We start from the raw sequence: 25896 nt of genomic DNA on the forward strand, positions 1-25896 counted from the left end.
ACAGGGGTGGGATCGAGGCTGTGGTGCTGGCGTTACGCCGAGTGCTCGCCATGCTGGGGCTTCGTGTTCTTGTGGTGGATGCAATCACTGCGTTCATGCCAGGTTCATTCTGCGCCCCCGGACAAGCGACCGGCACCTGGTGGTGAGCCGAACTCCGGCCGAGCGGCCAGCGCACCGACCGGCGACTGTGGCCCGGCGAGCGTGCCCTGTTGGCTGCGACCTATCCCAAGGGTTGGCGCGCAGTTTGGCGGGCGGCGATGGGCCGCAAACGGCCCCTGCGCGCCCTGCAATAGGGAGGGGCGTTTCGCTAGGGGTGATAGCAGATTCGCCGACCACTGGGCACACCCCACATCTACGACGATCGTCCCTGCCATGTCGTCATACTCAGCGCCCGGCGGAGTAGCCAATCAGTAGTCATGCACAGTTGCGCACCGAATCGCTGGTCTCCAGTTATCCTGGACAGGTGCGCCACTCCCCCGCATGGAGGGCACTGGCGGACGACGGGACTTGTGTACGTGATTGGAGAGCTATGGCCGGTGTTTCTGCTGGTAGATGCATTGCATCGCGCTCTCTGTCGCGCTTGTCTGTCGCTTCATACTGCGCTCTTAGTCGCGCATCATTGCGCGCGTTTACGACGCGGTGTATCGCGCGGGTCTATGCGCTCTCATATGCGCTGTGTATCCCGCTTTGGTTAGCGCCCTTGTCCACGCTGTTACTGACGCGCATGCACCGCGCTTCACTCCGCCTGCACGAACGCGTCTATGTCTGCCCGTTTATCCGCGTTGCATCCCGCTGGCTCCCCCGCGTTGCTGTCGCGGCTCTTGCCGCGTTGCATCACGCGGCTCTAACGCGTCCTGCTGCGCGTTGGCATCCGCGTTTTTCTCCGCGCCTTAGTCCGCGTTTTCCGTCGCGTAGTCATGCGCGTGGTAACCGCCCAGCCACACGCGTTCTACTCCGCGTAGATAACGCGCGTCTTGCCGCGTTTCACCCCGCCCTGGCATGGGCGCTTATTCGCGCTGAGTGACGGGCGTTATAGAGGCGTTACGTGTCGCGTAGTGCCGCGCGCGTGTTTCCGCGCTAGTATCAGCGTCAATCACGCGTGATCATCCGCTCGTCGCTCAGCGACATATCGCGCGCGATACACCGCTACACATGTCGCGGGTTATTGGGCGTAACGCCTTGGGAGGGCAAGGAAATGATGACCGAGACAACCGCACCAACTCATCCGCTGGCCGCAGTGGTACCGACGCCGTGGCAGGTGATCGCACTGGCCAACGGCAAGGGGGGAGTGGGCAAGACCAGCATCACCGCCAACCTGGCGGGGCTCTACGGCCAGGGCGGATTCAAGGTGCTCTTGGTGGAGTTGGACCCGCAGGGCAACCTGGCTCGCGATTTCGGCTTGCCGGTCGCCGAGTACGAGTCCATCAATGACCTCATCGACTCCAACGGCTCTCAGCACGCCGCAGCTCTCATGCTGACCAACGACAGCGCACAACCGCCGCTCTATGAGAATGTTCGGCCCAACGTCGACTTGATCGCCGGTGGCGGCGAGCTGCAACGCATCTTCAACTACTTCGGCTCCAACCCGAGGGAGAGCCTGGCTGCAGCCATACGGCGCGAGATTCTTAGGCTCAATCGAGCCTATGACCTGGTGCTCATTGACGCGCCACCGATCGATCTGACGGCCCTTGAGGCAATTCTGCAGGTGGCCGGCACCGTGATCATTCCGGTGCGCGCTGACGACGCCAGCATCGACGGTCTGTCGACGATTGCCGGGCAGTTCGGGCCGGCGCAGCTTGAGAACCCTGCACTGCGACTTGGGGGAGTGGTCCGGTTCGGGCTGGGGAGCCGGTCCACGCGTGTCGCCGAACGGGTGCAGTCCACGATCGAGGAGATCTTGGGCGGTGTGGCGCCGATCTTCGATTCGATCGTGCGGCATTCAGACTCCGGCGGTTATGAGGCGCGGCGCCATGGGCTGCTTGCTCACGAGTTGGAGTCGGCCAGCAGTGAGGCCAAGGGGAAGAGGCTTGCTGCGTTGAAGACAGGGGCCAAGCTCAGTGGCGACGTTGTTGGGACAGGTACGGGAACGAGTAGGGGTCTCGCTGAGGACTACGAAAACCTGGCGGCCGAGGTGCTGTCCCGGGTGAACGAACTGATCAGCGAGAACAGCTAGAAGGGGAGTGGCAGCGATGGCCTCGAATGCAAAGCACAAGAATCTGGCTAGCTCATTCGGCACGCCGGCACCGGAGCGAGGGAGCAAGCTGCAGGGAATGCTGAAGTCGCCTGGTCGGGCCGCAGCGCCCGCGGTCGCGCCGGCAGCGGAGCCTGTGCCTGACGTTGACGTCGTTGCGGCGCCGGCTTCCGAGCTGGCGCCGCCGCCGGTGCCGGTTCAGGCGGATAGGCGTGGAGCAGCAACCTCGGCCGGTATTGAGGAGAAGCCGACCCAGGTGCATCGCAAGCGTGCCGGGGAGGGGCGTGGGTCGGCGTCGTCGGTGTATCTGTCCGCCGAGACGTACAAGGCGCTGACAGTCACCAAGTCGCGCAAGATCAAGGGCTACGCACAGATTGTTCAGGATGCGTTCGCTCAGGTAGCGCGGGAAGCCGCTGAGCAGAAGAAGTCACCTGAGGAAGTGCTGGAGGCGCTGTTTGAGGTGCCCGAGGATCACGACGGGTGGCTGATGCCGTCGTCGACGGCGCGGTCGAAGTCGGCCACCCCGTTGACCGAGGCACGCATCTCCCTCAGCGCGCAGCAGCGGGCATGGATCGAAGAGAAGATGGCGGTAGTCGGTCGGTCGGTGACGTTCTCGGAGTTCGTTGCGCGGGTCCTCGATCATCATCTGTTGCCGGCGAAGCGCCGGTAGCTGAGGGCGGCCGCGCGGTCTGGATTTGTTGTCAATCCTGCGAATTGACGCGGGTTGGTCTCCGCCGTGTGGTGGCCTAGATTCGCCAGCAGCGTACGACTGTCAGCGGCCTGGTTGTTTCTCACCCGCTGGGGATTCGGTGGATGCGCCGTATCGCGCGTCGGTGTCGAGGGTGTTGACGACCCATTGTTGTTGGTCGGTGTAGAGCATTTCTAGTGGCAGTGTCACGGTGTTGAAGGCGTTGCCGCTGATGGTTGCTTTGATGCTGGCCAGGACATGGATCCTTGTTCCCGGGTCGGGTTGTGCCGGTGGGATGTCGCTGGCGTAGATGGCGAGGGTTTCGGTGTTCTCGTAGGGGGAGGCCTGGGCGGGTGCGCCGCGGAAGTCGCCCGATACGGTGCGGCCGAGGCTGGCGTTGTCGCCTTTGCGGAGGTAGGCGTCGGCGAAGTCGCTGGCGGCTTTTCCGAGTGTGCTGGTGGGGTCGATGTTTTCGGGGTAGCCGGTTTCGACGCGGAAGGGGGTGGCGGTGGCGTTGATGGGTAGTGGTGTGCGGGTGGCGCGGTAGGAGACTCCGTGTTGGACGAATTGGACGCTGTAGCGGCGTTTCTGGGGTGCGAGGTCGCCGGGGGCGGTGCCGATTACGTCGTACTCGAAGATCCAGTTTCGGTCGCCGTCGGGTTCTTGGGTGTATTTCTCAGGCCCGAGGTCTTTTACTTCGGTGATGCTGAACGATGTGGCGGGAAGGGTGATTCCGCCGGGGATGCTGGAGATCTCGTCGATGCGGGCTTGCAGTGCCTTGTCGTTGGGACCTGCTGCGCCGGCCAGCCAGAGGATCAGGAAATCGCGGCCGAAGGTGGATGCTTTGGCCACGAGGGCGGTTTCTGTGGGGATGTCGACGGGGTTGGGTGCGGGGATGTCGTTGACGCGTTCGTTGACGATGAGGCAGAACAGAAGTGCGATGGGTCCGCAGAGGTAGCCGAGGATGTAGAGGCGTTTTTGGGTTTTGCGGTTGAGCTTGCGGATTCTGTCGAGAACGCTCACTGTGCCTCTCCTTGCGCATCTGGCTGGCGGTCTTTGCATGATTGCGGGGTCGTGGCGTGTGTGGTGGGGACACGCCACCGAAGTTGGGCAGCGCGTGGTTGTCGGCGCACGGATGGGACACAACGAACCTGTGGGGTGCGTCGCGCCTGCAGGCGTCTGTGCGGGTGGTTTGACCTGGTGTTCTCATCGGTTGCCGGGCATACGTGGGCGCGACGGTGGGCACAACGAGGCACGCCACGGTGCGTGCTCTAGTGGTGGCTACCGGGCGACGGGTAGTGGTGGCGTTGGGCCGACACGCCGCTGTGGCCCACGGGAATCGTGGTCACCGCAGATACTGACTGCGGAGTGCCCATGAGTGACTTTGGCGATCGTTGGAGGTCTGGAGCGTTGGATGCCAGCGAGCTCGACGCTCACTACTCACGTGTGCTGAGTGAGGCTCGGGAGTCGATTGGTCGGTCGGCAGCGTTGACCGAGGACCAGCGGGTGGCAGTCGCGTCTAAGTTGGGCACTCTCAAGGAGATTGTCGATCGTGGTTCGGTTGGGACGCTGATCGAGAGCTTGGCGATCAATGCAGATCGCAGGTCCGCGCGGGGCCGCCATGACGACTCGGTGGCAACGGTGGCGATCGTCGATGACGAGCAGGAGCACCAGCGCCGGGTGGCGCACGAGGCGCGGCGTCAGGATGTTTTCGCCAGTGAGTCGGTCGCTGATGCAGTGGCAACGATCACCCACAGTGAGGGGCATGTTGACTCCGCTGTTCTTCCGGTTCTAGAGGGGCAGGAGCAGGAGCCGGTGAGTGAGTCCGGGCAGCAGGCTTCGGCGGGGTTCGCCCCGTACGAGGCGACTCCGATCGTTGCGCCGGCGCCGCCGCCGGTGCCTGATGCAGATCCCGGGCCGGGGCCGGCGATGCAGTATCCGTCGGGGGCGGGAGTCGGGGATGCTGGCGTGCCGCTGGACGACGTCGGTGATGTCTTTGAGCGTGACGCTAAGCCGATGCCCGGGTTTGTGCGTGTGCCAGCGGAGTTGGCGCAAAAGGCATGGGCGCGGTTTCGGCGGGCGCCGCTGCCGGTCCAGGTTGTCGCCGCGGTGTTGGTGGCGGTCTTGGTCGTCGTGGGCCTGTTCGGTCGTGGCAGTTCCCCCGCTGAGCAGATCGTGGATACTGCTGGGCCGCCGACCATTGTGAATCCGAACGGTAACGTGCCGGTGGTCGATGGGGACCTGGTGGAGCTTCAGCCGACTGGTGGTGTGGGCTCTCGCTGTGAGTTGCGGGGTTTCGAGGCTGCCCGTGCGTTCGGCAAGAATGAGGGCGACGCATGGGTGTGCCGTCGGGCCCGCAACATCGATGCCGCGTTCATGGAGGTCGATTTCGGCCATCCGGTGACGCTGGTCAGCGTCGATTTCATTCCTGGGTTCTGGTTTCCGCACGCTGGTGGAACCAACGAGTGGTATCTGCATCGGTTGCCGACGCTGGTGAAGATCCTGGTTCCCCAGGGCCAACCGCAACCTGATCCGATTCGGATCGAGGCGCCGGGACCCAAGCCGGTGACGGTGAAGTTCGCCAAGCCCTTCACTGCCACACGTATCAGTCTGATCGTGCAGGCCACCCAGCGGCCGGAGAATCCTGATCAGACAGGCCTTGGGGCACCGGGGGACAGCGACGATATCGACGAGACGTTCGCGCTGTCCGGCCTCAAATTTATGGGGTACGACGATGCCCGCCGATGACCGCCGGTTTCACGTTGTCGTGTTCGTCCAGAGGTAGGGAGTTCTTTAGATGCAAGCGTCCGTTTCGATCCCTCGTGTGATGGTCCGCCAGTATGCGGATGCGTTGGAGAAATGGGTTGAGTCGTTGCGGTGCAATGCGGCGGGGGAGGCGTCGCGGGCGCGCGAGGCAGCTACTGAGGCAGCTGATCGGTTCGACTACATTGCCCAGCAGCTCACCGTTGGTGGGGGCGAGGGTGATCCGCATCCCGATGCGGTGATCGCGCAGTACGCGATCCGTGAGTACATGACGCCTGATGCGGCCGTGGAGATCAGTACCGATGAGTTGGAGGCGCTGAACCGTAATCGAAATCTGGTTGGCACGTTGTATCAGCATGGCGCGGAGTTCTATTCGCAGCGCAATGGTGGTCAGCCTGTAGAGCGGCCGTATGCGACGTTCGGGTGGAAAGACACCGGGACTCGGTGGGCACTCAACAGTCCCGCAGAGGCCCGCGCCGCGCTGGCGTTGCGCTACATCGAGACCGGTGACTTCGCCAAAGCCAACGACCTACTCGGTCGGTTCGATTCGAATCTGTGCCCTGGCATGGACGGTGCGCACATGATTCTGCTGGCGCAGGCCGGTCTTTGGGACACGCTGATCGACGTCGCCGGCCTGGTGGGCACTCGCTACAGTCATGAACGTACGCGGTCGTTGCTGCCCGGCGATCCGGACGCGCTCGGACATACGATGCGGCTCCACACGTGGTACTTGGCGACCTACTTTCAGGCTCTGGCTTATGCCTCACTAGGTGAGTTCGGCACTGCGGACCCGATTTTCACCGAAGTTGAGCGTGCGGAGTCTTTGCCGGTGTTGGTGTCGCTGTCGTCGTTCAACCATGCCCGGATGGCCAAGGCGCAGGGCCGTGACAGTGTGGCCTCGGAGTGGTTGCGTCCAGCAGCGTGGTGTACGAGTCGGACCTGATCAGCGGTACCGGCGTGTCGTAGCCGAATGATTGAGGGTCATCGCGTGATTCTTCGAGGGACCGTCCAAAGTCACTCGAGCAAAGGAATCAACGCGATGACCACTGCCCACAATATCGACCTGCCTGCCGTGCTGGCCGAACGACTCACCACCGCCCATCCCGACGTGCTGCGTGAGCTGCTGGCCACGTTCATCCACACCCTGATGGGTGCCGAAGCCGACGCACTGTGCGGTGCCGGCTACGGCCAGCGCAGCTCCGACCGGACGAACTCGCGCAACGGGTATCGTCACCGCGAGTTCGACACCCGTGCAGGCACATTGGATCTGGCGATTCCCAAGCTTCGGCAGGGCTCGTACTTCCCGGATTGGCTGCTGGAACGCCGTAAACGCGCCGAGCGGGCCCTGACCACGGTGGTGGCGACGTGTTACTTGCTCGGGGTCTCGACGCGGCGGATGGACAAGCTGGTGGAGACCCTGGGCATCACCAGCTTGTCGAAGTCGCAGGTGTCGGTGATGGCCAAGGAACTCGACACCGCCGTCGAGGCCTTCCGGACCCGCCCGCTCGATGCCGGCCCGTACACGTTCGTCGCCGCTGACGCGCTGGTCCTCAAGGTCCGAGAAGGCGGCCGAGTGGTCAACGTGCACGCCCTGATCGCGACCGGCGTCAACGCCGAGGGCCACCGCGAGATCCTGGGCATCGACGTCACCACCGCCGAGGACGGGGCCGGCTGGCTGACGTTCTGGCGGTCGCTGACCGCCCGAGGCCTCTCCGGGGTCAAACTGGTCACCAGCGACGCTCATGCCGGGCTGGTGGCCGCGATCGGCGCCACGCTGCCCGGGGCAGCCTGGCAGCGCTGCCGCACCCACTACACGACGAACCTGATGGCGATCACCCCGAAATCGTCGTGGCCGTGGGTCCGCACCTTGTTGCACTCGGTGTTCGACCAGCCCGATGCGGAATCAGTTGCGGCGCAATATGATCGGATCGTCGATGCACTTTCCGATAAGCTACCCACGGTCGCCGATCACCTGGAGGAGGCGCGGCCAGATCTGTTGGCGTTCACCGCGTTCCCCAAGCAGATCTGGCGCCAAATCTGGTCGAACAACCCCCAGGAACGGCTCAATCGGGAAATCCGCCGCCGGACCGACGTCGTGGGCATCTTCCCCGACCGCAACGCCCTCATTCGCCTCGTCGGGGCCGTGCTGGCCGAACAACACGACGAATGGGCCGAATCCCGCCGCTACCTCGGCCTCGACGTTCTCAGCAAATCACGTACCGTCAACGACACCCCAAAAGAACAGGAGGCCAACCCGGCGGCACTGACCGCCTGAACCATCACCTCGAAGAATCACACGACGACGTCGTACACCACGTCCGTGGACTTGACCCTCGGAGTTGCTGTCGGAGTCGCTGCGTATTCATCCAACGCAGCGGGCGCGGGCGGCGATGAATACCGGGATTCTGCCTTTGCGGGTGACCAGTTCGGATCTGATTGCGCGGCGCGCCGACCGCTGGGATCCCGATACCGAGCCGGATCCGGAGCTGGAGCGCAAGCAGCAGCGTAGATCTGAGCAGAGCCAGATGCTGGCGCAGGCCGAGTTGAAGTTGCAGGAAATTGTGGGGATGAAGCCGCTGAAGGCCGAGATGCAGGAGTTGGCCTACGCCGTCGCTGAGGAAGGTGTGCAGCGGTCACGGGGAACCTCGGCCAGGCGCTCGAATTTCAACTCGATGTTCCTCGGGCACCCCGGCACCGGGAAGACGACGATCACCGAGTATCTGGCATTGGTGTTCTGCGCTCACGGTCTGGTCGATGAGCCGGAGCCGGTGGTGTTGTTCCGTGCTGATCTGGTGGCTGGATTTCAAGGGCAGTCGGCGGCGAAGACCCGGGAGTTGCTCACGAAGAACATCGGGCGTCTGATTCTGCTCGACGAGGCTTACGCGATCGCGCAGCAGCCGGACAGCAACGGCCAGGTCGATCCTTTCGGGGTCGAGGCTTTGGACACGATTGTCGCGATGTCTGAGTCGCTGTACGAGAAGAACACGGTGATGGTGATGGCCGGCTACCCGGACAAGATGCGGGGACTGCTGGAGGTCAACCCGGGTCTGGGAGGTCGCTTCCCGCTGCGCTACGAGTTCGCGTCGTACTCCAATGAAGAACTCTACGAGATCTTGGCGATCCGGGCGGCGGAGAGAGGCAAGGTTCTCGATGCTGATGTCAAGGATCTGTTCGGCGGCGACGAGTTTTCCATTTTGCAGCGTGAGGTGACCCCTGGCACCTTGTTTGCCGACAAGCTGAACAATGCCCGATTCATGCGAGATCTGATCGAGCTGGCCAGCCGGATCGGTTCGACGCGGCGCGGCCGCAGCGGAAAGGACGTGTATTCGTTCACCGATGCGGAGATCGCGCAGGTGACTGCCGAAGATGTTCGTGCGGCGTTCTGGCGGCTGGTGGAACCCAAGCGCTACTTGCTCTCCGGGTAACCGGGCAACTGCTCCAGACCGGGACCGTGGGGCGCGAGATCATCGCTGAGACACTGGCTTTAGCAGTCGCCGCAGATCTTGAGGTTCAGTCCGTCGATGATGGGCCGTAGGTAGTAGGCCCGCGCGACGCCTGGGTCATGGGAGAGGTGTCCCGACAAGATTCCAACGGCGGTGATGGTGGTGGGTGCTGTCTTGATGTAAACCGGCGAGCCCGAGTCGCCGGGTATGAGATGCATCCGCACGTGGAGTTGTTCGGGACCGGCGTAGACCACCGGGCCGCACGTCTCGCCGGTGCGTGCTCCGAATTTGCAAACTTCGGTGTTTGTGGGCAGCGGTGGCTCTGTGGGCAACACGTTGTCGATGCGGTAGTGGGCGGCCACCCTGTAGGACAGGATCGGGGCGCTTGAGGTGAGGTCGATGATGCCGGCGTCGGTGTATGACGGCAGTCCTACTGACGAGGTTCCGGTGGCGGCGCCGCGGTCGATGGATCTGCTGTATGTGCCGAGGGGGCGGGCTTTGTCAGGGTTCGACGACTCGCTGTGAATGACGGTTGGTTGCCCGTCGGCGGTGCGGTCGCAGTGACCGGCGGTGATGCCCTTCTTGGAGTAGGTGGTGTTGTCACGGGCAATGAAGGCCAGTGTGCACCTGACCAATCCACGGCCGTCGAGCAGCCGTTGCGCGATGGTGGTTCCTGGGACCACACCGGAGAACGCCGTCCATTCGTTGGGTGTGGCGGCCGCGGTCGGCAATGCCCTGGCCAGTAGGGCGATCGCAGTGGCTGTCGCGAACAGGGCGGTGAGGGCGTGGCGGCCGCGCTCCCGGTTGCGGGTTGGCGCGCGGCGGTGTTGTCCAAGCCGCATAGCAGGATGCAGTGGTGTCACCGCGTGGTTGCGGTGTCGTGCGCACCGGCCGGCGGCGGCCGGCGGCTGTTCTCGGTCAAGGCAAGTGCTGGCCGCGCTGGTGCCGGGCCCTCTGCCATCTCCGCTGTTACTTTCCTATAAGTCATCTTGTGCACACACTATAGGGCATCGTTTGCCCGCCGGTGCGCCCTGACGTCGCGCGGTGCACACAGCCGCTGTCGCATCCCACCGGCCTCTTTCGGCGTTTCTGCACGTAATCACGCTTTCAGGGGTGTTTCTCGTCGCTGCATTCGTGGTTGTGTCCAAGCCGTCTTGTAGCGTTTTTTGCACACGAGATTGAGGTACTGCTATTAGCCGGAGGGGGCTATATGTACACAATGAGTGACGGTTCCGAATGCGCTGTTGATAGGACGTTCGGTGAGGCATCTCGGGGCTCTGGGCAGTTGGCGCTGTCGCTGGTCCCGCCTCGGCCCGGCGATGAGGTTCGCACGCCGGGCCGAGGTGTTCGGTGCGTTGATGGGTTGGATCATCCTGATGAGGCCGAGCATGCCCGTCGCGTCGCTGTGGGATATGGGGTGCTGGGGGAGGTCGCGTTGGCGGAGAAGGCGATCCGCAGCGCCTACCGACGTCAGGGTGGTCGGCGCCTGACGACGCTGCCGCATCGCCACCCCGATGTCGCCGGGTCTCGGTCGAAATGCGCAGTGTGTGCGGTGTACGGGTCGTCGAGCACGCTGATGGCCAAGTTGGCGATCAGCAAGCTGGAGTCGGTTCCGCGTGTTCATATGGGCAAGGACGCGACGCTGTACCGCAAGAGCGTCGCCGATACGTACTTGGCGACCGGGCAGGAGTCGCTGGGGCCTGAGGACCTGTTCACGATGTTCGGCGACTACTGGTGGGACACCGTGTCTTTCGCGGTTGGGGTGTCGAAGCTGGTGCCGCGTGATCTGGCGGAGTTGGCGCTGCTGCTGCCGGCGGGGCCTTCTCCGTTCAGTGGTGCGCCGGCGTCGTTGGCGGTGCGCTGGCTTGCTGATGCTGCGTTGGTTCGGCTGCGTGGGCTTATCGCGAAGCGTAGCGACTGGGCCGCTATTCACGCCCGTATCGTCGCCGAGGTCGATCAGCGGTCCCGTGGCAGTCAGTTTGGCGCTCCGCCGGAGACCCTTGAGCTTGAGTTCTGGCGGATGAAGAACCCGACGCTGGCGCGCCGTGAATTGATCGCGCTCCGGCCGGTTGATCAGCTGTCTCTGCAGCAGGAGTTGGTGGCCTTGTGAGCAGCCGTGATCGTCGCGCGTTACCGCCGACCCAGCCGTTGGGTTCGGGCTTCGTCATGGATCGAGCGGCTGACCTGTGGGACGTTGTTCTGGCCGGAATTGCTTCTGCTACGGGCAGTCTCGATGATGCATCGCAGGCGTGGTCGGGTGTGAACTGGCTTCGCAGCTGTGGTCGTGCGTTCCCGCTGCCGCTGTGGTGGGCTGCGGCCGCGCGTTCGGATGAGGTTGAGCATTTGGTGCTTCCTCCCTCGCTGACGGAAGCGCCGGCGGCGGGGGAGGTCGCGGCGCACACGGTGGCGTGCCTGTCAGCAGCGGGGCTGATGAATGTCGAGGACGCTGCGCGGTGGCAGCGGTGGGGCAGTCCGCTGGCGGGGTTCGCCGCTGATGTTGCGGCGTCGCAAGTTCGCGGTGGCGCGGTGGAGCTGCTGGGTACGACCGCCGGCGAGCAGCTTGAAGACATGGCGGTCAAGTTGGGGCGGCTGAACATTGGTGTGCGGGTGGGTGCTGAGCCGCCCGGGTTCAGTGAGCGTTATCTTCTGGCGGTCGCTGGGGTGACCGAGAGTTTGCAGTATGTGGCTTCTGGCCTGGCGCGGGCACTCGGTCAGATCAGTGAGGCGTTGGCCTCCGGTGGGGAGGGGGAGTCTTCTACTGGCGAAGTTCCTCACGATCTGCGCACCAGCGTCAGTGCCGAGATCCACCTTGGGTTCGTGCAAGCGGCAACCCGGATCCAGCTGGGAGGCGTCCCGGCACAATGACGGCTGGATCAGATGTTCGGTTGGCGCTTGCTGCGGCGACGCCGCCGGCATGGGATTGGCCGTGGCGTGACGATTCGTCCTGGTCAAAGGTGTTCGGCAGCAGAAATTTTGCTCCGCAGCGGCGGGATCTGGCCGATACCATTGAGTTAGCCGTATCGGCGTTCTGTTGATGTGAGAGGAGCTTTACGTGGCGCTACCTACTGGTGTGCTCAGCTACGGGACTACTGCCGGAATCCAGTCAGCGTTGTCGAGTTTGAACATGGAGCTCGCGGCGATGTCGGGGTCGACGATGGCCGCTTCGTCAACGATTGAGCCGATGGGGTCTGAGGGCGCCTCGATCGTGGCGTCGGTGCAGCAGCTGGCCAATCAGTCCGTCTGGGAAGCGATGTTCACGACGGGCTTGGGCTTCATGCAGGTGGACACCATCGCCAACATCGTTCATGTCGCTGAGGTCCAGGCCGCCGACGGTGTGTCGCAGGCTGTCGTGGCCGCCGTCGACCTCGGCGCGACCGCGTTGGTTTAGCTGGCTTCGCGTTCCAGCTGTGGGGCGTTCGGGTGCACCAGATCTGGGTGGTTGTGCGCCAGGCATCTCACGATGATCTCGGCCAGTTGAGGGCCGTTGACATGCGGCAGGTGCGGCATGTCCACCATGGGGATGCCACCGAAGTCGAACGTCCTGATTACCGGAAGTCCCGCGTTGTCAGCCATGGCCGTGATCGTATCGGCGCTCACAGCTTTGTTGTTCTGGAGCGTATCGGCGTGGCGCACATGGGCGTTGCAGACGCCGATAGGGTTTTAACACGTAACCGCAGCATGAGGGGACAGTGATATGGGCAGCGACGTCACGCAGCCGTCGGGGACCGAGGGTGCCGATCTGGTGGCCCCGCATTGGCCGGAGTGGAGCGAGTCGGCCTACGTCGATGGGTCGAAAGTTGCTCTTGCTCGGGGCACCGAGGCGGGCCGTGGGTCTGCGGCAGGGTTCACTGGCGCTGAGGCTGTCCCGTTGTCTGATGGTGCGGGTATAGCAGCTGATTCGTTGGTCACGACGTACACCAGCATCGGCACTAATCTTGAGGGATTGGCGGCCCAGCACACCGCCGAGGCGCAGGGGTTTGCACTCAATGGTTCCAATCATCATGCGACGAAGACGATCCTTGCCAGCCTGGCTGAGGATCATGATCGTGCGCGGGAAGCGTTGATCGCGGCAGGGATGACTGCTGGTGTGCCGCAACCGAAGATGCAGGAGGTCCTTGATGAGCTCAAGGAGGCGACGACTACCGCTGCGTCGAATGTGGGGCAAGCCAATCAGGAGACCCACCGGACTTTGACTGAATCCATCAACACCGGCGCTGCGTTGAGTGCGCCGCCGTCCAGCATGCCGGGCGGGGCTGGCCTTCCAGCCGATGTCCCTTCTGCGTTGGCGCCTTTGCTGCAGATGGGCACCCAGGGGCCGCAGATGGCTTCTGGTGCTGCGGGGCAGCTTGTTTCGAGTCTGTCGGGAATGACGGGTGCGTTTGTCGATCCGATTGGCCAGTTGGTGTCCGGCATAGCCCAAAGCGCGGCGCCGGCAGCCGAGGGCATCGTCGACGTCGCCGCTGAGGGTGGCACGGGTGCCGATGTCGCTGATACTCAGCTGGCATCTGAGCGCAGCGACGACAAAGACAGTCGAGAGTTGGCGCGCGAGATCTCCGAGAAGGAGGAGGAACCCGCGCGGGATGAGCCCCGAGATCTTCGGCCGGGGCCTGCTGAGGGCCCGGCCGGTGGTCGCGACCAGGTTGCGACCACGCATCTGGCGTCCTCGGGCAATACTGTGCAGCTGGGGAGCGCGACCACGCATGTTTCTGCGGGATCTATGGTTGCCGATGCGCCTATCGGGGCGCCGGCACAGGCTGGGCCGGCTCAGGCTGTCGGCGGCGCGGCCGGTGGCACGGCCGGTGGCGCTGGGGCTATGGGTGGTCCGCTTGCCGGTGCTATGGGCGGTTCGTTGGGGTTCGGTGCGCCGGCTGGTGCGCCGTCGGCGGCGGCGGCGCGAGCTGGAGGTCCAGGTGGTGGGGGTGACCGCCGCGATGGTGATCAGTCCGAGGTTGCAGGTGCGGCTTCGGCCGCTGCGCTGGCTGTGGCGGTGCCGGACTTGTTCGGAGGCGGAGACGGCGCGCTGCGCGCCGAGGCGATTTTCGGCACCCGAATTCTGGCTCATCTAGTGCATCAGGATCCGCGTTTGAACGCCGCGGCTGTTGCGGTGTTTCCGATGGATTTGGGTGTGTATGCGGTGACATGCACTCCGGATGCTTTGGGAACGTTGCGGGGTGGCGTTGTCGCGCCCCATGCAACTATGCCGTTGGCGTCACTGACGTCGATCCCGGGGGAGTTCCGCACAGCCTGGGTGGGGATGGCGGATCCGGTTGTTCCGTTGTGTGATGCCCTCAAGCGTGGGTTTTTGGCTCGGCCTGAGGTGGTCGTCGCGTTGCGGCCTTCGGGTGCTCCTGTGGTCGATTCCGATGGTGTTGTGGTCGTGGACGTTTCTATGGAGCAGCTGCTGGCCACTGATCCGGTCGACGATGCAGCGACGGTGGCCGAACAGCTCGTTGCCTACGAGCACATCGCTCCGATCATCGAACAGATGGCTGTCGAGTGGTCGGTGCCTTCCGACATGGATCTCGCTACGGCGTTTAGGTCCATGCAATCTCGTGCGTGGTATCAGCATCGCGATCCTGAGTACGTGTATGCGATGGCGTGGTGGATGGTGATCGAAGCGCGTACCGCGCTCGCTGGCGGCGATGCAGACCACGCTGCGGCGTTGGCGTGGCAGTTGGTGGCACTTCCGCCGGCCGAGGCTCTGGTGACGTGAGGAAGTGGGTATGAACGCGGCCCGTACCGAGATGGAGGTAGTCGCTATGTCTGTGGCAGTTACGGATTCGGTGATCCAATCAGCATTGGCTCTGATTCCTCCGATGTTCGGTGAGTCCTGGGTTGTCGGTCGCAGCGGTCACGGCGGTGACGTCTCGTGGGTGCAGGCAGTGATCCCGCGCGGCAGCGTGTCGACTCCTGATCATGTGCTGCTGTTTCATCGCGGCGTGTATGTCGGTACCGCGACTGAAGCGCCCGTCCCGTACACGCGAGTGCTTGACGTGGCCGACGATGGGATCACGGTGGAGTACCGGTGGATTATCGGGGAGGAGCCGTCGGCCGCTCCGGCTGGTGTGGGCACAGTTCGCTATCTGGTGAGCGCGCAGGGTGTGGGTCCGATCGACCCGCCGCAGTGGTGGAGCGCCGCTGGCCTCTCAGGTGTCGTTGAAGGCTGAGCGCAGGGCAGCGATCTTGATGTGCCGCGTTGTTTCGCAGAGCTGTCGAGTACGTCGAGGGCTGTGACGCCGATCCAGTACTGGGGCCGGACGTTGTTAGGTTGAGGCGTTGAACGTTGGCATCGGCAAGCTGTGCGGGCTGCGGATCGGCAGTGAAATCCCATTTTCCCGAGCGGATTTCAATGTGCAGATGAATATTTCAGTGAGGACCTGGGCGTCGTCGAGCGCGTCGTGGGGTCGGCGCTGGGTGACGCCGTAGTACTGGGCGAGCGCGCCGAGCTTGAGGCTGGGGACGCCGAGGCCGAGGCGGCTGGCCAGCTCCACGGTGCACATCACGGTCTCGGTGGGCAGATCCGTGTGCGCGCGGTCGGCTTCTGCGGCGAGAAAGCTGTGGTCGAAGGCCACGTTGTGCGCGACGAGCGTTCGGCCGCGTAGTAGTCCAGTGAGGTCGGCGGCAATGTCTTTGAAGGTTGGCTTTCCAGTGAGCATTTCGCGTGTGAGTCCGTGAATGTGGGTCGGGCCGGGGTCGGTGCCGGGGTTGAGCAGACTGATCACTGAGTCGGTGATGACGCCGGCGTCGGTGACCGCCAGTGCGGCGATGCTTATCACTCGACAGGTTGCGGGGTCGGTGCCCGATGTCTCCACGTCGACGACAGCCCAATTGGCGTTGCTCATAGGTCAATGTTGGCATGCGCCACCGACATTGGGTGGCCGCAGAGTTATTCGTCGCGTTCGGCTGGGGGCAGCTTTTCCAGTTCGCGCACGTTGTCAATGATGGCCCTTAGGCTTGTCAGGGACTGCTCCGACAGGCCTGATGCTCGGGTGGCGATAGCGCGGATCTTCTCGTCACGCAGCAGTCGCAGGAAGCTGAGTTGAGCTTCGATGTCTTCTTGTGGGCCGCGTTCGATCAGGTAGCTTGCGGTGACGCCGAAGTGCTCGGCCAAGGCGCGCAGTGTGTTGGCGTCGACGTTGGTCTTCTTGCCGGCTCGGATCTGCCCGAGGTACTGGGGGGTGATCCTGACGCCGCGTTCGGCTAGGGATGCGACGACTTTCTCGTTGGAGTCGGGCTTCTTACCGTCGGCGTGCATGGTCGCGAACAGTTTGTTCAGCTTCGCGGCGAGGTCGGGATCGCCGACCTCGCCAGCGTTCGGCGCTTCGCCCATGGCGCAAAACTCCAGTTTCAGAGGCCTGTTTTCATCTAAACTGACCTTACAGTATCGAGCGGTATCGCAGCTAGAGGTTGTGAGAACGCTTATCCAAAGTTTGCTGGAAACCGACACTCCTCAGTTTCGGTTGACTCATCACGATGAAACTGATATTTCTTAGCGGTGCTTGACCTCCAAACTTGCCAGCCCAAGGGCGGTGACGGGCGGTCCGACGGGCAGCTCCGACCGCGGCCTCACGCTCCCGGCGGGTGTGCTGACACCAGCCCCTCGCGTTGTTCAGCACGTTCGGAGGTGCCGGCTTTGCGTAGAACTGACAGCTCGGACCCAGGCGGAAGGAACGGCGCCGCGCCCTCCCACCCAGGACACTTCCGCCGCGGCGACGCGCCCGCAGGGCACCTGTGCCGAAGCTACGACCCCGAGATCTGGCACACGCCCGAGCTGGTCGACCATGGCCGTGCGATCTGCGCGCAATGTCCAGTGGTCCGCAGGTGCGCTGCCTACGCCCTGGAAATTTCAGCCGTCACCGCATACCGGCTCAGCGGCCTTTGGGCCGGCGTCGATATTCCTGATGCGCTGACGCGCAGCGCCTACCGCAATCGGCTCAATCGGCTCCGCCATGTCGCAGCCACCGGAACACAACTACCAGTGCGCCGTCGAGCGCCCCGCGTCGCGGTCTAACCGGCGGGAGACAGCCCAGTGCTCACAGAACCGTCACACCGGCTCACCAGGAGGCCGAACCAAGGCCCGTCGCCAGGCGGCTCGATACTCTTCCGGGGCGGTCTCCAACAACTGCGCCAGCACTTCCACCTGCGCGTCAGTGGGCTCAGTTTCTCCACACTCAATCCGCTGCAGCCTGGCCGTCGCAATGCTCGCCGACGCGGCCAGTTGCGGTTGTGTCAACCCACAAAGCACTCGCCAGTCCCCGGGGTAGCGCTCGTCGACGGGGATCCCTACGACGTACTCGATCGGGTGACCGAGGACCCTCATCACAGCCGCCAGCTTGTCCACCTGCGGCGTGTAAGTTCCTGCCTCCCAGGCATAAATGGTCGAAGAGGTCACACCCGACAACCGCGCCAGATCCGACATCGTCATGGTGGACTTCCGCAGCTGCTTGAAGCGGTGCCGATCGAATCCGCGCAGAACGCGTCGACTCACACGACCACTTCCAGGCTCACGGTTCTCAACCATCATGCACACCTCCCGCAAGACGTTAATTCAATGGGTATAGACAGTGAATCTATTCCAGACTATTCTACGTTCCGATGCATAGCCGAGAGCCTTAAGGGGAGGTGTGGCGTGAGCCCAGCCAACATTGAGTCGCGGGCCGGCGGCGCGGATCCGAGTGCCGGGTCGGGTGCTCATCGATGAGCAGCGGTAGCGGCGTGGCGGTCGACGACGACGGTGCGGCGGTCGAGTCGGACTTCATCATCGAGTACGAGTGGCTACGCAGCTTCGGCAAGACCGATGCCGCCATCGCTCACGCACTGGGGCTCTCGCATGCAGGGTTCGTGAAGCGGCTGCAACGGGCCGGGGTGCGACGCGCGGAGCTTTCCGCCGACTCCGAGATCGACGCGCGGCTGCGGTCCTTGATCGCCTCGGGGGCGCCGTTTGATTCGTGGTCGTTTCCGTTCGCGTGCGATCCGGGCCAGGTATCGGCGGCGCTGTCGTCGGCTGTGCGGCGCGGGTTGGTCGTGCGGGTCGGTGGCCGCCTTGGTGGCTCGTGTCGAGCGGGTCGGTTCATGGGAGTGCACGCCGCACCTACGGAGGTGACGTGGGATGTTGCCTGACATGCGTCTCGTGGCTGTCGGTTTCTGTATTGGCTTGCATCACTGAGGTTTTCCGCGACGGCGGGTCGGCCCTGTGATTGTCCGGGTCTCAAGTTTTGGTCGAATGAGGGGAGTGGCAGATGACGGTACGGATGGGTGAGGTTTCCCGGTCGCGTCGAGGATGGGACGTCACCGCGACGCTGTCTGGGCCTGGTCGCGGTGTTGTGGGGGTAGACGGTGACGCTGCTATTTGAACCTGCTGGCGAACTGATGCCGAGAACACGACTCAAGCTGGCTGCTATTGCGGCCAATCTTTCGCGGGCCGAGGAGGTTGGGCGTGTGCAGGCCGACCGCGCCCGGCGTGCGGTGCTGGTGTTGCGTGCCGCCGATGATCGCTGCCATGAGCGGTGGATCGAGGCGCTGCAGCATCGCGTGGATCATCCGACGTTCACGTTGCGTCAGTGTGGCGAGACGATGACGCCGCCGATGTCCAAGCATCAGTATTCGGCGCTGTTGCGGCGGGCGCTGCTGGCGGCCCAGGCGTTGGAGGACGGGGGTTCTGCTGGGGCTGTGGCGCTGGTGCGGTCGGCTGCGCCGACCTGGCCTGCTTTGGCCGCTGCTGACTTCGCGCTCGACGATGATGAGGCAGAGCGCGTGTGGCCGTTCATCGAGGAACAGGCCAGTGGCTGTGTGGTCGGGTACGGACATTGGGATCCTGCTCAGTTCGCGGCTGCGGTCAGTGAGTACTGCCAATCGATACCTGGTCACGCCGGGTATTCGGTGGGCGATGTCGATCATGTGTGGGCTGTTGTCGTTGATCCGGATCTGCGACGTCTGGCTTGGTTCGGGGTCACGGCTGAAATGCCGAATGCGTTCGCTGTGACGGTGATTCATGGCGCTGTTCGAGGTAGGTGCTGATGCTCACGTTGCAGGTGGGTGGGCCGGCTATCGGGTCTTCCGGTGGTGCGGGGGCCGTGGGCAGGTTGCGCCTGGCGATCAAGTTGGACTGCCCCTTGTGCGGGCAGGCGCCAGCAGAGCCGGTCCGTGTTGATGGTCGGGTCGTGTGCCGGTCGTGTGCCGCGACATGTTTGGTGTGCGGGTGTGCGTGTTTGCCGGGGGGTGAGGTGTGCGGGGAATGTGTTCGCCACTTGGCAGGGTCTTGTGAGGTGGTGTTGGCGTGAGGACACCACATTTGATTGCCGCGGCCTATGTGGCGGGCGACCGTGGCGCCGGGTACCGCCATGCCGAGTTGGCGGTGTGGGATGAGCTGCAGGCCAGCCGCGAGATGTTCGCGGCGCCGTGGCTGTCGCCGGAAGAGGGTGCCATGGTCCTGGCAGAGGAGCTTGACGAACTGTGGGATGAGATCCGCGGTAATCGTGTGGGCCTTGCTCGGGCGGAGGCTGCCCAGGCCGGAGCGATGGCACTGCGGTTCAATGCTGATCTCTACGAGGTTGGCGGTTCTGCGCTGGACAGGGACCGTCTTGCTGCTGGTGCTGCGGTGGCGGTGCGGCGTGGGGTAGGTCCGCAGGGCCGGGTGTTGGCGTCAAGCCACGAGGGCTTCGGGTTTCTTCGTCGGGAGTTCGATGCATTGTGGTCGGCGATCCGCTTCGATGATCCGCCGAGTCTTCCGGCGGCACGGGTGGCCGCCATGTCGGTGCGTTTCATCGCTGAAATTGGTTCTGTGGCAGCGGAGTCGAGGGTGGCATCGTGAGCGAGGGCTGGTCGTCTGATTGGCGGCACAAGGCGTTGTGCGCGAAGAGCGGGATACCGGCCGCGGTGTGGACTGCTGATCGGCGGCCGCGGGTCGCGGTGCGCCGGCAGATGGAGGCGGTGTGCCGGCTCTGCGCGGTGCGCACTGAGTGCGCGGCCAATGCGCTGGTGAGCGGTATGGAAAGCGCGATGGTGTCTGGGGTGTGGGTTCCGCTGGACATCAGTGCGAATGAGCGCAGATCTGCTGAGGTCAGGCGTCAGTTGACGGTTATCGCCGGGGACGCGTTGGAGGCATTCGGGCGGGCCTACGTCGATTCGGATGCCCGGGAGGAAAGCGCAGTGATTGATCTGATCCGAGCTCGTGCTGGCGGCGGTGAGGGCGATCAGCCGCTGCAGTGGGGTCCTGGTGACGGCGAGCGTCTTGGTGCGGCCGTATGAGCACCAAGCGTAAGAGCCGTGCGCGTTCGTCGGTTCCAGCCTCGGCGACCGCTGAGCATCGGCCCGCCGTTCGACCGCGCCGTTTCAAGCACGACGACCTGGTGGCCGTCGACTTGTTCTCTGGATTCGGAGGTCTCACCCAGGGCATCAAGCAGGCTGGGTTCACGACGATCATGGCGGCGAATCACAATCGCTACAAGATCGAGGTCCATGAGGCCAACCACCCTGAGGCTGAGCATTGGATCGCTGACCTGGTGAACCGTGAGGCGTCGGATTACCACTCTGCGCGGGAGCTGCCGGCGGCTGACCTGCTCGCCGCCGGGATCTCGTGTGTGAACCATACGATCGCGAATTCGAAAAAGGCGTATCAGCAGGGTCTTTCGCTGTTCGACTTGGATGATCCTGAGTTTGAAGAGCGTGTGACACGTTCGGAGCGTGACCGTGCGACCGCGAACTGTGTTCTGGCGTATGCGGCGACGCATCATCCGCGGTTGATTCTCGTCGAGTGCACCACCGAGTTGCAGTCCTGGGGCCCGCAGGTGCCGGGGAAGAAGTACGGCGACGGGTCGACGTATCGGTGGTGGCTCAAGCAGTTCGATCTGCTCGGCTACAAGTACCGTGTCCTGTATCTGAACAGCATGTTCTTCGGGGTGCCGCAGTCACGAGATCGGCTGTATGTGGCGTTGTGGGACCGTCGGATCCCGACGCCGGACCTGGATCATCGGCCGCGGTCGTGGTGTGGGGGCTGTGATCGTGTCATCGAGGCAGTGTGGACGTGGAAGACCGGGGTGCCGCCGACCGGTTCGGTGCGCTACGGCAAGCAGTACGAGTACCGGTGCCCGTCGTGCCGCGGTGTGGTTGTGCCGCCGTTCGCGCCGTCGCTGGCCGCGCTGGACCTGCGTGATCTGGGTACCAAGATCGGGGATCGCAAGAAACCCCTAGCGGCGGCGACGATGGCGCGGGCCGAGCGCTGCCGGCAACGGTTCGCTGAGTTCCCCGCGGTGCTGATGCCGGCCAAAGCGTTGCGCGGCAGCGAGAAGCATCCGTGGCAGCCGATGGCCACCCAGACCAGCCAACAGGAAACCGGGGTGCTTTCCACTGGTGCGATCATGGCTGCCGCCGGTAACACGTTCGAGCGGGCTGGGTCGGACTGCCGTAGCCGGGACCTCAGCGAAGCGTTGTGGGCGCAGACCTCCACGAACGCCACCGGCATCGTGACGCCTCCGGTAGCGGTCACGGGACAGGTGATGGCCGCACACCGGCACAACGGCGACGGTAAGCACTTCACCCGGCCGATGGATACCGTGACCAGCACTCCGGAGAAGGCGGTGCTGGTGGGTGTGCTGCCGTACCGGAAAGGCACCGCGGCGCGCGGGGCTGATGAGGTGCTGCCGACGCAAGCGGGCGGCGAGTCTGTCGGGTTGCTGTCCACGGGTGTGGTGCCGTTTCGGCGGAACACGGTTCCCACTGTGCACGCCGAGTCGATGCCTACTGTGACCACCGAGCAGATCCCTGGGCTGCTGACTGCGGCCGGGATGATCAAGAACAACGGGTCGATTGACGAAGCCGGATACCGATCGCACCCAGTCAGCAGTCCGTTGGGCTCGGTGGTCAGCTCTCCCACCCAGTCGTTGCTGTTCTCGGGATGGTCCGAGCAGAACGGCGTGACAGCGGCTCAGTTCCCGCAGTCGCGCCCGCTCTTTGATTCCCGCGGTGCTGAGTCCGATGCCGGCATGTTGGGCGCTCAGTGGCAAGACATGCTCGCCGACCTGGCGCTGGAGGACTGCTACTTCCGCATGATGAAGGCTCACGAGATCGGGCGTGGCTGTGGCTTCGATGTGACCTTCGCTGAGCACATCGGCTCGTTCACCGTGTGGGGCAGTGCCCGCGACCAAACCGACGGGTACGGCAACGCGGTGTCTCCGCCGGTCGGGCAGTGGTTGGGGCTGCGCCTTCGTGCTGCCCTGCATAGCGAGTCAGCCGCTTGAGTGCCACATCGCGGTGCGCGCGGCGTCAGCGCACAGACATTCTGGGGAGGGCTGCGATGACCGATGCCGAGGTGTGGGTCTTGGACGCGCTGCAGCACGGTTTCGACGGCCGGCCGTGGCTGCGGCCGATGGATATCGGTCGTCCGAGTTCGTTCGTCTGCCGTGGGCTCACCGGCCTGGAGAAAAGGGGCTTCGTCGAGTCGAAGCGCCGCGGCGCATCCACCGCGAAGCTCTACAGACTGACCGAAGGCGCGGCGTCGTGAAGACCACGTTGTCGTTTCCTGAGCAGTACCGGGAGCTCAAAGGCGATATGGCGCTTCCGGATTGGCAGATCGCCAGGAAACTTGGTCTCAGGCTGGAGGCGTTGGAGCGCAAGCTGCGCCGGTACAAGCTGCCGGTGTCTCGTGCGTTGTCGGAGATGGTGGATGACGAGCGCGTTCGCCGCCGCGAACTCAAGGCCGCGTCATGACCGCCGCGTCGCCCACAGCACCGCCGTTGGCCTACTACGGCGGTAAGACCCGCATCGCAGCGAAGATCGCGTCGCTGCTTCCTGGACACGATCATTACGTTGAGCCGTTTGCCGGGTCGCTGGCAGTCTTGTTGGCCAAGGCGCCCAGCCGTATGGAGACCGTCAACGATCTCGACGGACAGTTGATGGCTTTTTGGAGGGTGCTGCGTGACCGGCCGGATGAGCTGGCTCGTGTGTGTGCGCTGACACCTCATTCGCGAGCTGACTATGAGGCGGCCCAGGGCGTTGACCTCGACGACGTGGACGACCTTGAGCGGGCTCGGCTGGTGTGGTTGCAGATCGCGCAGGGTCGCGGCGGAACGCTGCGGAATACAGGATGGCGTTACTATGTCGACCCCGCTGGATCGAATTCCGGTATGCCGCACTATATCGAGGCGTACGTGGATCGGATGGCGGCCGCCGCGGAGAGATTGCATCGCGTCAGCTTGGAGCATCGCCCGTGGCAGGACATGATCAAGGCCTACGGTCAGCACCCGAGGTGCTGCCTTTATGTCGATCCACCGTATCTGGGTAGCACGCGCTCGCGCGGTGGTGGTGGATACCGGCTGGAGATGCGCGACCCCGACACTCATCTGACGTTGCTGTGGGCGTTGACGAACTGTGCTGCTTCGGTACTGGTCTCGGGTTATTCCTCTGAGCTGTATGAGACGGCGCTGCAGGGTTGGTCGCGGGTGGAGATTCCGACGATGACAGGTCAGGCGGGATCGAATCACGCTCGTACTGAGGTTATTTGGTCGAATCGGCCGATCAATGATCAGCCGTCGTTGTTTGAGGAGCACAACTGATGCGCGTTCAGGGCGCGGTGCGCCGGCCTTCCTCTCGTGACATCGCCGACGGATTTTTGCTGCGATCGATTCGACAGGACTGGCGCGTCGCTTTCTCTGCAGCGGCCACCCCGCGGGCGCAAGACGATTGGGATTTCTGATGCGTGTACATCTGGGCGACTGGTGGACCGGCGATGACGCCGGCAAAACCCCGGCGCATCGTGTAGGCGCGGTGTTCCCGGACCTTCGTCGCGAGACATTCGGCGATGGGCGACCACGGCAGGCTGTGATGCTTGACTACGACCACAGCCGTTGGATTCCGTTGTGTAAGTGTGGGATTCCTACGCCAGCGGGCGGGCGTGGCGAGTATCCCGCAATGTTCTCCACTTACATGCCGTGGGCCGACCACGAGCGGTGCTCGACGTGTGAAGTACTGAGCCCGGCATTTGACTCCTGGCTACTCGACGGGCAATCCAGGAGCAACCGATGATCACCACGTGGATTGAATGGCTACCAACGGTGAGGCATCCCACAGCGGGCTGCTACCGGATCTCGCGCGGCTGCTCCTCGCCCCACGCCCTAGCGACGGTGGCCGACGTGGCGGCCAAGTGGAGGTGCAGCGATGAAATCCGGTGAGCTAGCGAAGCGTAGTGGGACGTGCCGCGTGTGTGAAGGCCCGATTACCTATTACCCGCGGCGCAGCGAGGACGTAGTACCTCGCAGTTGTGCCGTTGATGAGGCGGATCGATGGTCGCACGACGTTCTTGAGGACTGGATTACGCGGCCGCACCGGGCGCGGCCGCGCGGTGCGGTTGCGGCGGGCGCTTCGGGCAGCGGCAGTTCGGCACTCTCGGTAGCGGGAGGGAGACGGTCGTGATTGTGGGATGCTTCGCGCCGACTGGCTCAAATTGCAGAAATTGTTGCCTTTTCACCGGCGTGTCGCAACCATCTAATTTCTGCAATTCGGCAGAGTGTCTGAGTATGACAACTATGCAAGCGGGTACGAGGCGGCGACGGCACCGTCCTGGTGCTGGACGGCCCTCAAAGGGGGCTCGGATCGGCACCTATGCGCTGCTACCGAATCACCGGGTTCACGAATGGGTCACGAAGGTCTCCAGGGCCTACAACAATGCGCCGCTATCTCAGGTCGTGGCGGACTTGGTGTCCAAGGCGGCTGGGCATCCGGAGCTCGTGCGCGACCTGAATTCGGGCAGCCTGGCACTCGTTTTGCCTGGTGACGAGCATGAACTCGCATTAGATCTGGGGTCTGACGTTGCAGCCGGCGATCCCACAGAAGTCGAGATTTTTACCCGTCTTCCTGAAGTAGTTTGGGAGTGGGTGTGCGATATGGCTGACGCGCATGACACGTCGCTGAAGCAGATTGTCGGCGATGTCGTCTCCATCGCCGCCGGAGAACTTGAGTGTGTCCGCAAGCTCAACCAGGAGCCACAGAAGGAGGCGTTACCACTGGCCATCTGATTCTGAGGGGCCGCCGGCCCAACACGGAAATCTGAATATTGGCTGGTTGTGGTTGATCCACCCGGAACAGACAAAGGCCCCGCCGGAGGGGGCGGGGCCAAAGTCTGGACGGTTCGGAACCGAGTTGGCGCTCGGTCCCACGGTTCGCCCATAACCGGTATCCCCGAAGGGACTTAGTGCTGTTGACAAGCAAGTCTCACGGTAGCGCAGAAGCACCGCAATTTCCAGGTAGCGCACCGTCACAAATACGTATATCGCCGCAGGTCGACAAACGCGTGTCGTTTTTTGGACGTCCGCGGGTGGGTCTTCGATGACCTCCCCGGCACCCGACGATTCCGCCGTACCTGGCCCCGGAGCCGGTGAATGCGCTGATCACACGCGCATCGCCGGTACCTACCCATCTGAGCGTGCGGTGCCCCTTGAACGTCTACTCGCTGCGGCCATCAGCGCGACCCACTGCGACACGCCGGAGCCGGCTCGCGCTCGCTCATTGCCGTGCACCGCACACCTCCGCCTGACCGGTCGCGCTGGGCGCCATGGCCTTCGGGCGGCGGAATCACACACAGACGCACGGCAGTCTCATACCCCATCGGTGCACGCTCATCGGCGGCCGCGCACATGCATTGCTACCCACCGCCGCCCGGCATTCGGGACACAACAGCCGCCGGCAGTCACGATGTCCGCGCCTCGCGCGGACATCGTGTGGATGGTGTCCGATCCGGATGAAAACCCCTCTGCCGCATGGGAGGTGATCTCCGGCTGATCCGATGACCGCCGCCAGGCGGGACTGACAACTGGATAGCG

At 63.8% G+C, this 25896-nt stretch carries 26 protein-coding genes and 1 pseudogene; 21 read left to right on the top strand and 6 right to left on the bottom strand.

Going from position 1 to position 25896, the window contains the following annotated elements:
• Nucleotides 1-1099: 1099 nt before the first annotated feature.
• Together ACNUDN_RS30235 and ACNUDN_RS30240 are read left to right on the top strand one after the other, a co-directional pair.
• The gene (locus ACNUDN_RS30235) at nt 1100-2173 is read left to right on the top strand and encodes a ParA family protein (RefSeq protein WP_419125511.1); all 1074 of its coding nucleotides are present in this window, start codon (nt 1100-1102) and stop codon (nt 2171-2173) included.
• Between the two features lie 97 nt (nt 2174-2270).
• Nucleotides 2271-2861 carry a hypothetical protein gene (locus ACNUDN_RS30240; protein ID WP_419125512.1) on the top strand — a complete coding sequence of 197 codons (591 nt, stop codon included), beginning with the start codon at nt 2271-2273 and terminating at the stop codon, nt 2859-2861.
• Nucleotides 2862-2963: 102 nt separating this feature from the next.
• Here the strand turns inward: ACNUDN_RS30240 and ACNUDN_RS30245 are convergent, their stop codons facing one another.
• Nucleotides 2964-3902 carry a hypothetical protein gene (locus tag ACNUDN_RS30245; protein WP_419125513.1) on the bottom strand — a complete coding sequence of 313 codons (939 nt, stop codon included), beginning with the start codon at nt 3900-3902 and terminating at the stop codon, nt 2964-2966.
• Nucleotides 3903-4385: 483 nt separating this feature from the next.
• Between ACNUDN_RS30245 and ACNUDN_RS30250 the strand changes: the two genes are divergently transcribed.
• From ACNUDN_RS30250 to ACNUDN_RS30265, 4 genes are all read left to right on the top strand, one after another.
• Nucleotides 4386-5627, top strand: a complete 1242-nt coding sequence (locus ACNUDN_RS30250) for a hypothetical protein (protein WP_419125514.1) — start codon at nt 4386-4388, stop codon at nt 5625-5627.
• Between the two features lie 49 nt (nt 5628-5676).
• On the top strand, nt 5677-6585 hold the full coding sequence (locus ACNUDN_RS30255; RefSeq protein WP_419125515.1) for a hypothetical protein: 909 nt from the start codon (nt 5677-5679) through the stop codon (nt 6583-6585).
• A gap of 96 nt (nt 6586-6681) precedes the next feature.
• The gene (locus ACNUDN_RS30260; protein WP_419122949.1) at nt 6682-7917 is read left to right on the top strand and encodes an IS256 family transposase; all 1236 of its coding nucleotides are present in this window, start codon (nt 6682-6684) and stop codon (nt 7915-7917) included.
• A gap of 142 nt (nt 7918-8059) precedes the next feature.
• Nucleotides 8060-9067 carry an AAA family ATPase gene (locus ACNUDN_RS30265; protein ID WP_419125516.1) on the top strand — a complete coding sequence of 336 codons (1008 nt, stop codon included), beginning with the start codon at nt 8060-8062 and terminating at the stop codon, nt 9065-9067.
• 59 nt (nt 9068-9126) lie between these two features.
• Here ACNUDN_RS30265 and ACNUDN_RS30270 read toward each other — a convergent pair whose 3' ends face one another.
• Entirely contained in the window at nt 9127-9927 is an 801-nt protein-coding gene (locus ACNUDN_RS30270) for a chymotrypsin family serine protease (protein WP_419125517.1), read from the bottom strand.
• A gap of 521 nt (nt 9928-10448) precedes the next feature.
• Here ACNUDN_RS30270 and ACNUDN_RS30275 point away from each other — a divergent pair.
• The 3 genes from ACNUDN_RS30275 to ACNUDN_RS30285 all read left to right on the top strand — a co-directional run bounded on the left by ACNUDN_RS30275 (nt 10449) and on the right by ACNUDN_RS30285 (nt 12473).
• A complete protein-coding gene (locus tag ACNUDN_RS30275; RefSeq protein WP_419125518.1) occupies nt 10449-11195 on the top strand; it encodes a hypothetical protein in 747 nt (248 codons plus the stop codon).
• Between the two features lie 233 nt (nt 11196-11428).
• Nucleotides 11429-11950, top strand: coding sequence for a hypothetical protein (locus ACNUDN_RS30280; protein ID WP_419125519.1), 522 nt, complete (start codon nt 11429-11431; stop codon nt 11948-11950).
• A gap of 187 nt (nt 11951-12137) precedes the next feature.
• On the top strand, nt 12138-12473 hold the full coding sequence (locus tag ACNUDN_RS30285; protein ID WP_419125520.1) for a hypothetical protein: 336 nt from the start codon (nt 12138-12140) through the stop codon (nt 12471-12473).
• Here ACNUDN_RS30285 and ACNUDN_RS30290 read toward each other — a convergent pair.
• On the bottom strand, nt 12470-12658 hold the full coding sequence (locus ACNUDN_RS30290) for a hypothetical protein (protein ID WP_419125521.1): 189 nt from the start codon (nt 12656-12658) through the stop codon (nt 12470-12472). The two genes, ACNUDN_RS30285 and ACNUDN_RS30290, sit on opposite strands and share 4 nt — an antisense overlap.
• Nucleotides 12659-12779: 121 nt before the next feature.
• Between ACNUDN_RS30290 and ACNUDN_RS30295 the strand changes: the two genes are divergently transcribed.
• Together ACNUDN_RS30295 and ACNUDN_RS30300 are read left to right on the top strand one after the other, a co-directional pair.
• The gene (locus ACNUDN_RS30295) at nt 12780-14798 is read left to right on the top strand and encodes a hypothetical protein (protein WP_419125522.1); all 2019 of its coding nucleotides are present in this window, start codon (nt 12780-12782) and stop codon (nt 14796-14798) included.
• 46 nt (nt 14799-14844) lie between these two features.
• A complete protein-coding gene (locus tag ACNUDN_RS30300) occupies nt 14845-15252 on the top strand; it encodes an LppP/LprE family lipoprotein (protein WP_419125523.1) in 408 nt (135 codons plus the stop codon).
• A gap of 141 nt (nt 15253-15393) precedes the next feature.
• On the opposite strand, the pseudogene ACNUDN_RS30305 reads toward ACNUDN_RS30300, so the two are convergent.
• Together ACNUDN_RS30305 and ACNUDN_RS30310 are read right to left on the bottom strand one after the other, a co-directional pair.
• A pseudogene (locus ACNUDN_RS30305) lies at nt 15394-15927 on the bottom strand (exonuclease domain-containing protein); the annotation flags it as partial.
• Nucleotides 15928-15971: 44 nt separating this feature from the next.
• Nucleotides 15972-16415, bottom strand: coding sequence for a helix-turn-helix domain-containing protein (locus ACNUDN_RS30310; RefSeq protein ID WP_419125524.1), 444 nt, complete (start codon nt 16413-16415; stop codon nt 15972-15974).
• Between the two features lie 294 nt (nt 16416-16709).
• On the opposite strand from ACNUDN_RS30310, the gene ACNUDN_RS30315 reads away from it, so the two are divergent.
• Nucleotides 16710-17096 (top strand): WhiB family transcriptional regulator, encoded by a 387-nt coding sequence (locus ACNUDN_RS30315; protein WP_419125525.1) that lies wholly within the window; start codon nt 16710-16712, stop codon nt 17094-17096.
• Nucleotides 17097-17129: 33 nt separating this feature from the next.
• Here ACNUDN_RS30315 and ACNUDN_RS30320 read toward each other — a convergent pair whose 3' ends face one another.
• Entirely contained in the window at nt 17130-17609 is a 480-nt protein-coding gene (locus ACNUDN_RS30320; RefSeq protein WP_419125526.1) for a helix-turn-helix domain-containing protein, read from the bottom strand.
• Nucleotides 17610-17782: 173 nt separating this feature from the next.
• On the opposite strand from ACNUDN_RS30320, the gene ACNUDN_RS30325 reads away from it, so the two are divergent.
• The 9 genes from ACNUDN_RS30325 (at nt 17783) to ACNUDN_RS30365 (ending at nt 25092) form a co-directional block, all read left to right on the top strand.
• Complete coding sequence (locus tag ACNUDN_RS30325) at nt 17783-18205, top strand: hypothetical protein (RefSeq protein WP_419125527.1); 423 nt, start codon at nt 17783-17785, stop codon at nt 18203-18205.
• Nucleotides 18206-18523: 318 nt separating this feature from the next.
• The gene (locus ACNUDN_RS30330; RefSeq protein WP_419125528.1) at nt 18524-19102 is read left to right on the top strand and encodes a hypothetical protein; all 579 of its coding nucleotides are present in this window, start codon (nt 18524-18526) and stop codon (nt 19100-19102) included.
• A 259-nt stretch (nt 19103-19361) separates the two neighbouring features.
• Nucleotides 19362-19895 carry a hypothetical protein gene (locus ACNUDN_RS30335; protein ID WP_419125529.1) on the top strand — a complete coding sequence of 178 codons (534 nt, stop codon included), beginning with the start codon at nt 19362-19364 and terminating at the stop codon, nt 19893-19895.
• On the top strand, nt 19892-20332 hold the full coding sequence (locus ACNUDN_RS30340; protein WP_419125530.1) for a WhiB family transcriptional regulator: 441 nt from the start codon (nt 19892-19894) through the stop codon (nt 20330-20332). The genes ACNUDN_RS30335 and ACNUDN_RS30340 overlap by 4 nt, the downstream gene beginning before the upstream one ends.
• A complete protein-coding gene (locus ACNUDN_RS30345) occupies nt 20329-22320 on the top strand; it encodes a DNA cytosine methyltransferase (RefSeq protein ID WP_419125531.1) in 1992 nt (663 codons plus the stop codon). The genes ACNUDN_RS30340 and ACNUDN_RS30345 overlap by 4 nt, the downstream gene beginning before the upstream one ends.
• 56 nt (nt 22321-22376) lie before the next feature.
• Complete coding sequence (locus ACNUDN_RS30350) at nt 22377-22583, top strand: hypothetical protein (RefSeq protein WP_419125532.1); 207 nt, start codon at nt 22377-22379, stop codon at nt 22581-22583.
• Entirely contained in the window at nt 22580-22789 is a 210-nt protein-coding gene (locus ACNUDN_RS30355) for a hypothetical protein (protein ID WP_419125533.1), read from the top strand. Before ACNUDN_RS30350 ends, ACNUDN_RS30355 begins: the two co-directional genes overlap by 4 nt.
• Entirely contained in the window at nt 22786-23634 is an 849-nt protein-coding gene (locus ACNUDN_RS30360; RefSeq protein ID WP_419125534.1) for a DNA adenine methylase, read from the top strand. Before ACNUDN_RS30355 ends, ACNUDN_RS30360 begins: the two co-directional genes overlap by 4 nt.
• 1128 nt (nt 23635-24762) lie before the next feature.
• Nucleotides 24763-25092, top strand: coding sequence for a hypothetical protein (locus ACNUDN_RS30365; protein WP_419125535.1), 330 nt, complete (start codon nt 24763-24765; stop codon nt 25090-25092).
• Nucleotides 25093-25896 lie beyond the last annotated feature (804 nt).

It is taken from the genome of Mycobacterium sp. smrl_JER01 (genome assembly GCF_048513595.2).
Taxonomy (GTDB): Bacteria; Actinomycetota; Actinomycetes; order Mycobacteriales; family Mycobacteriaceae; genus Mycobacterium.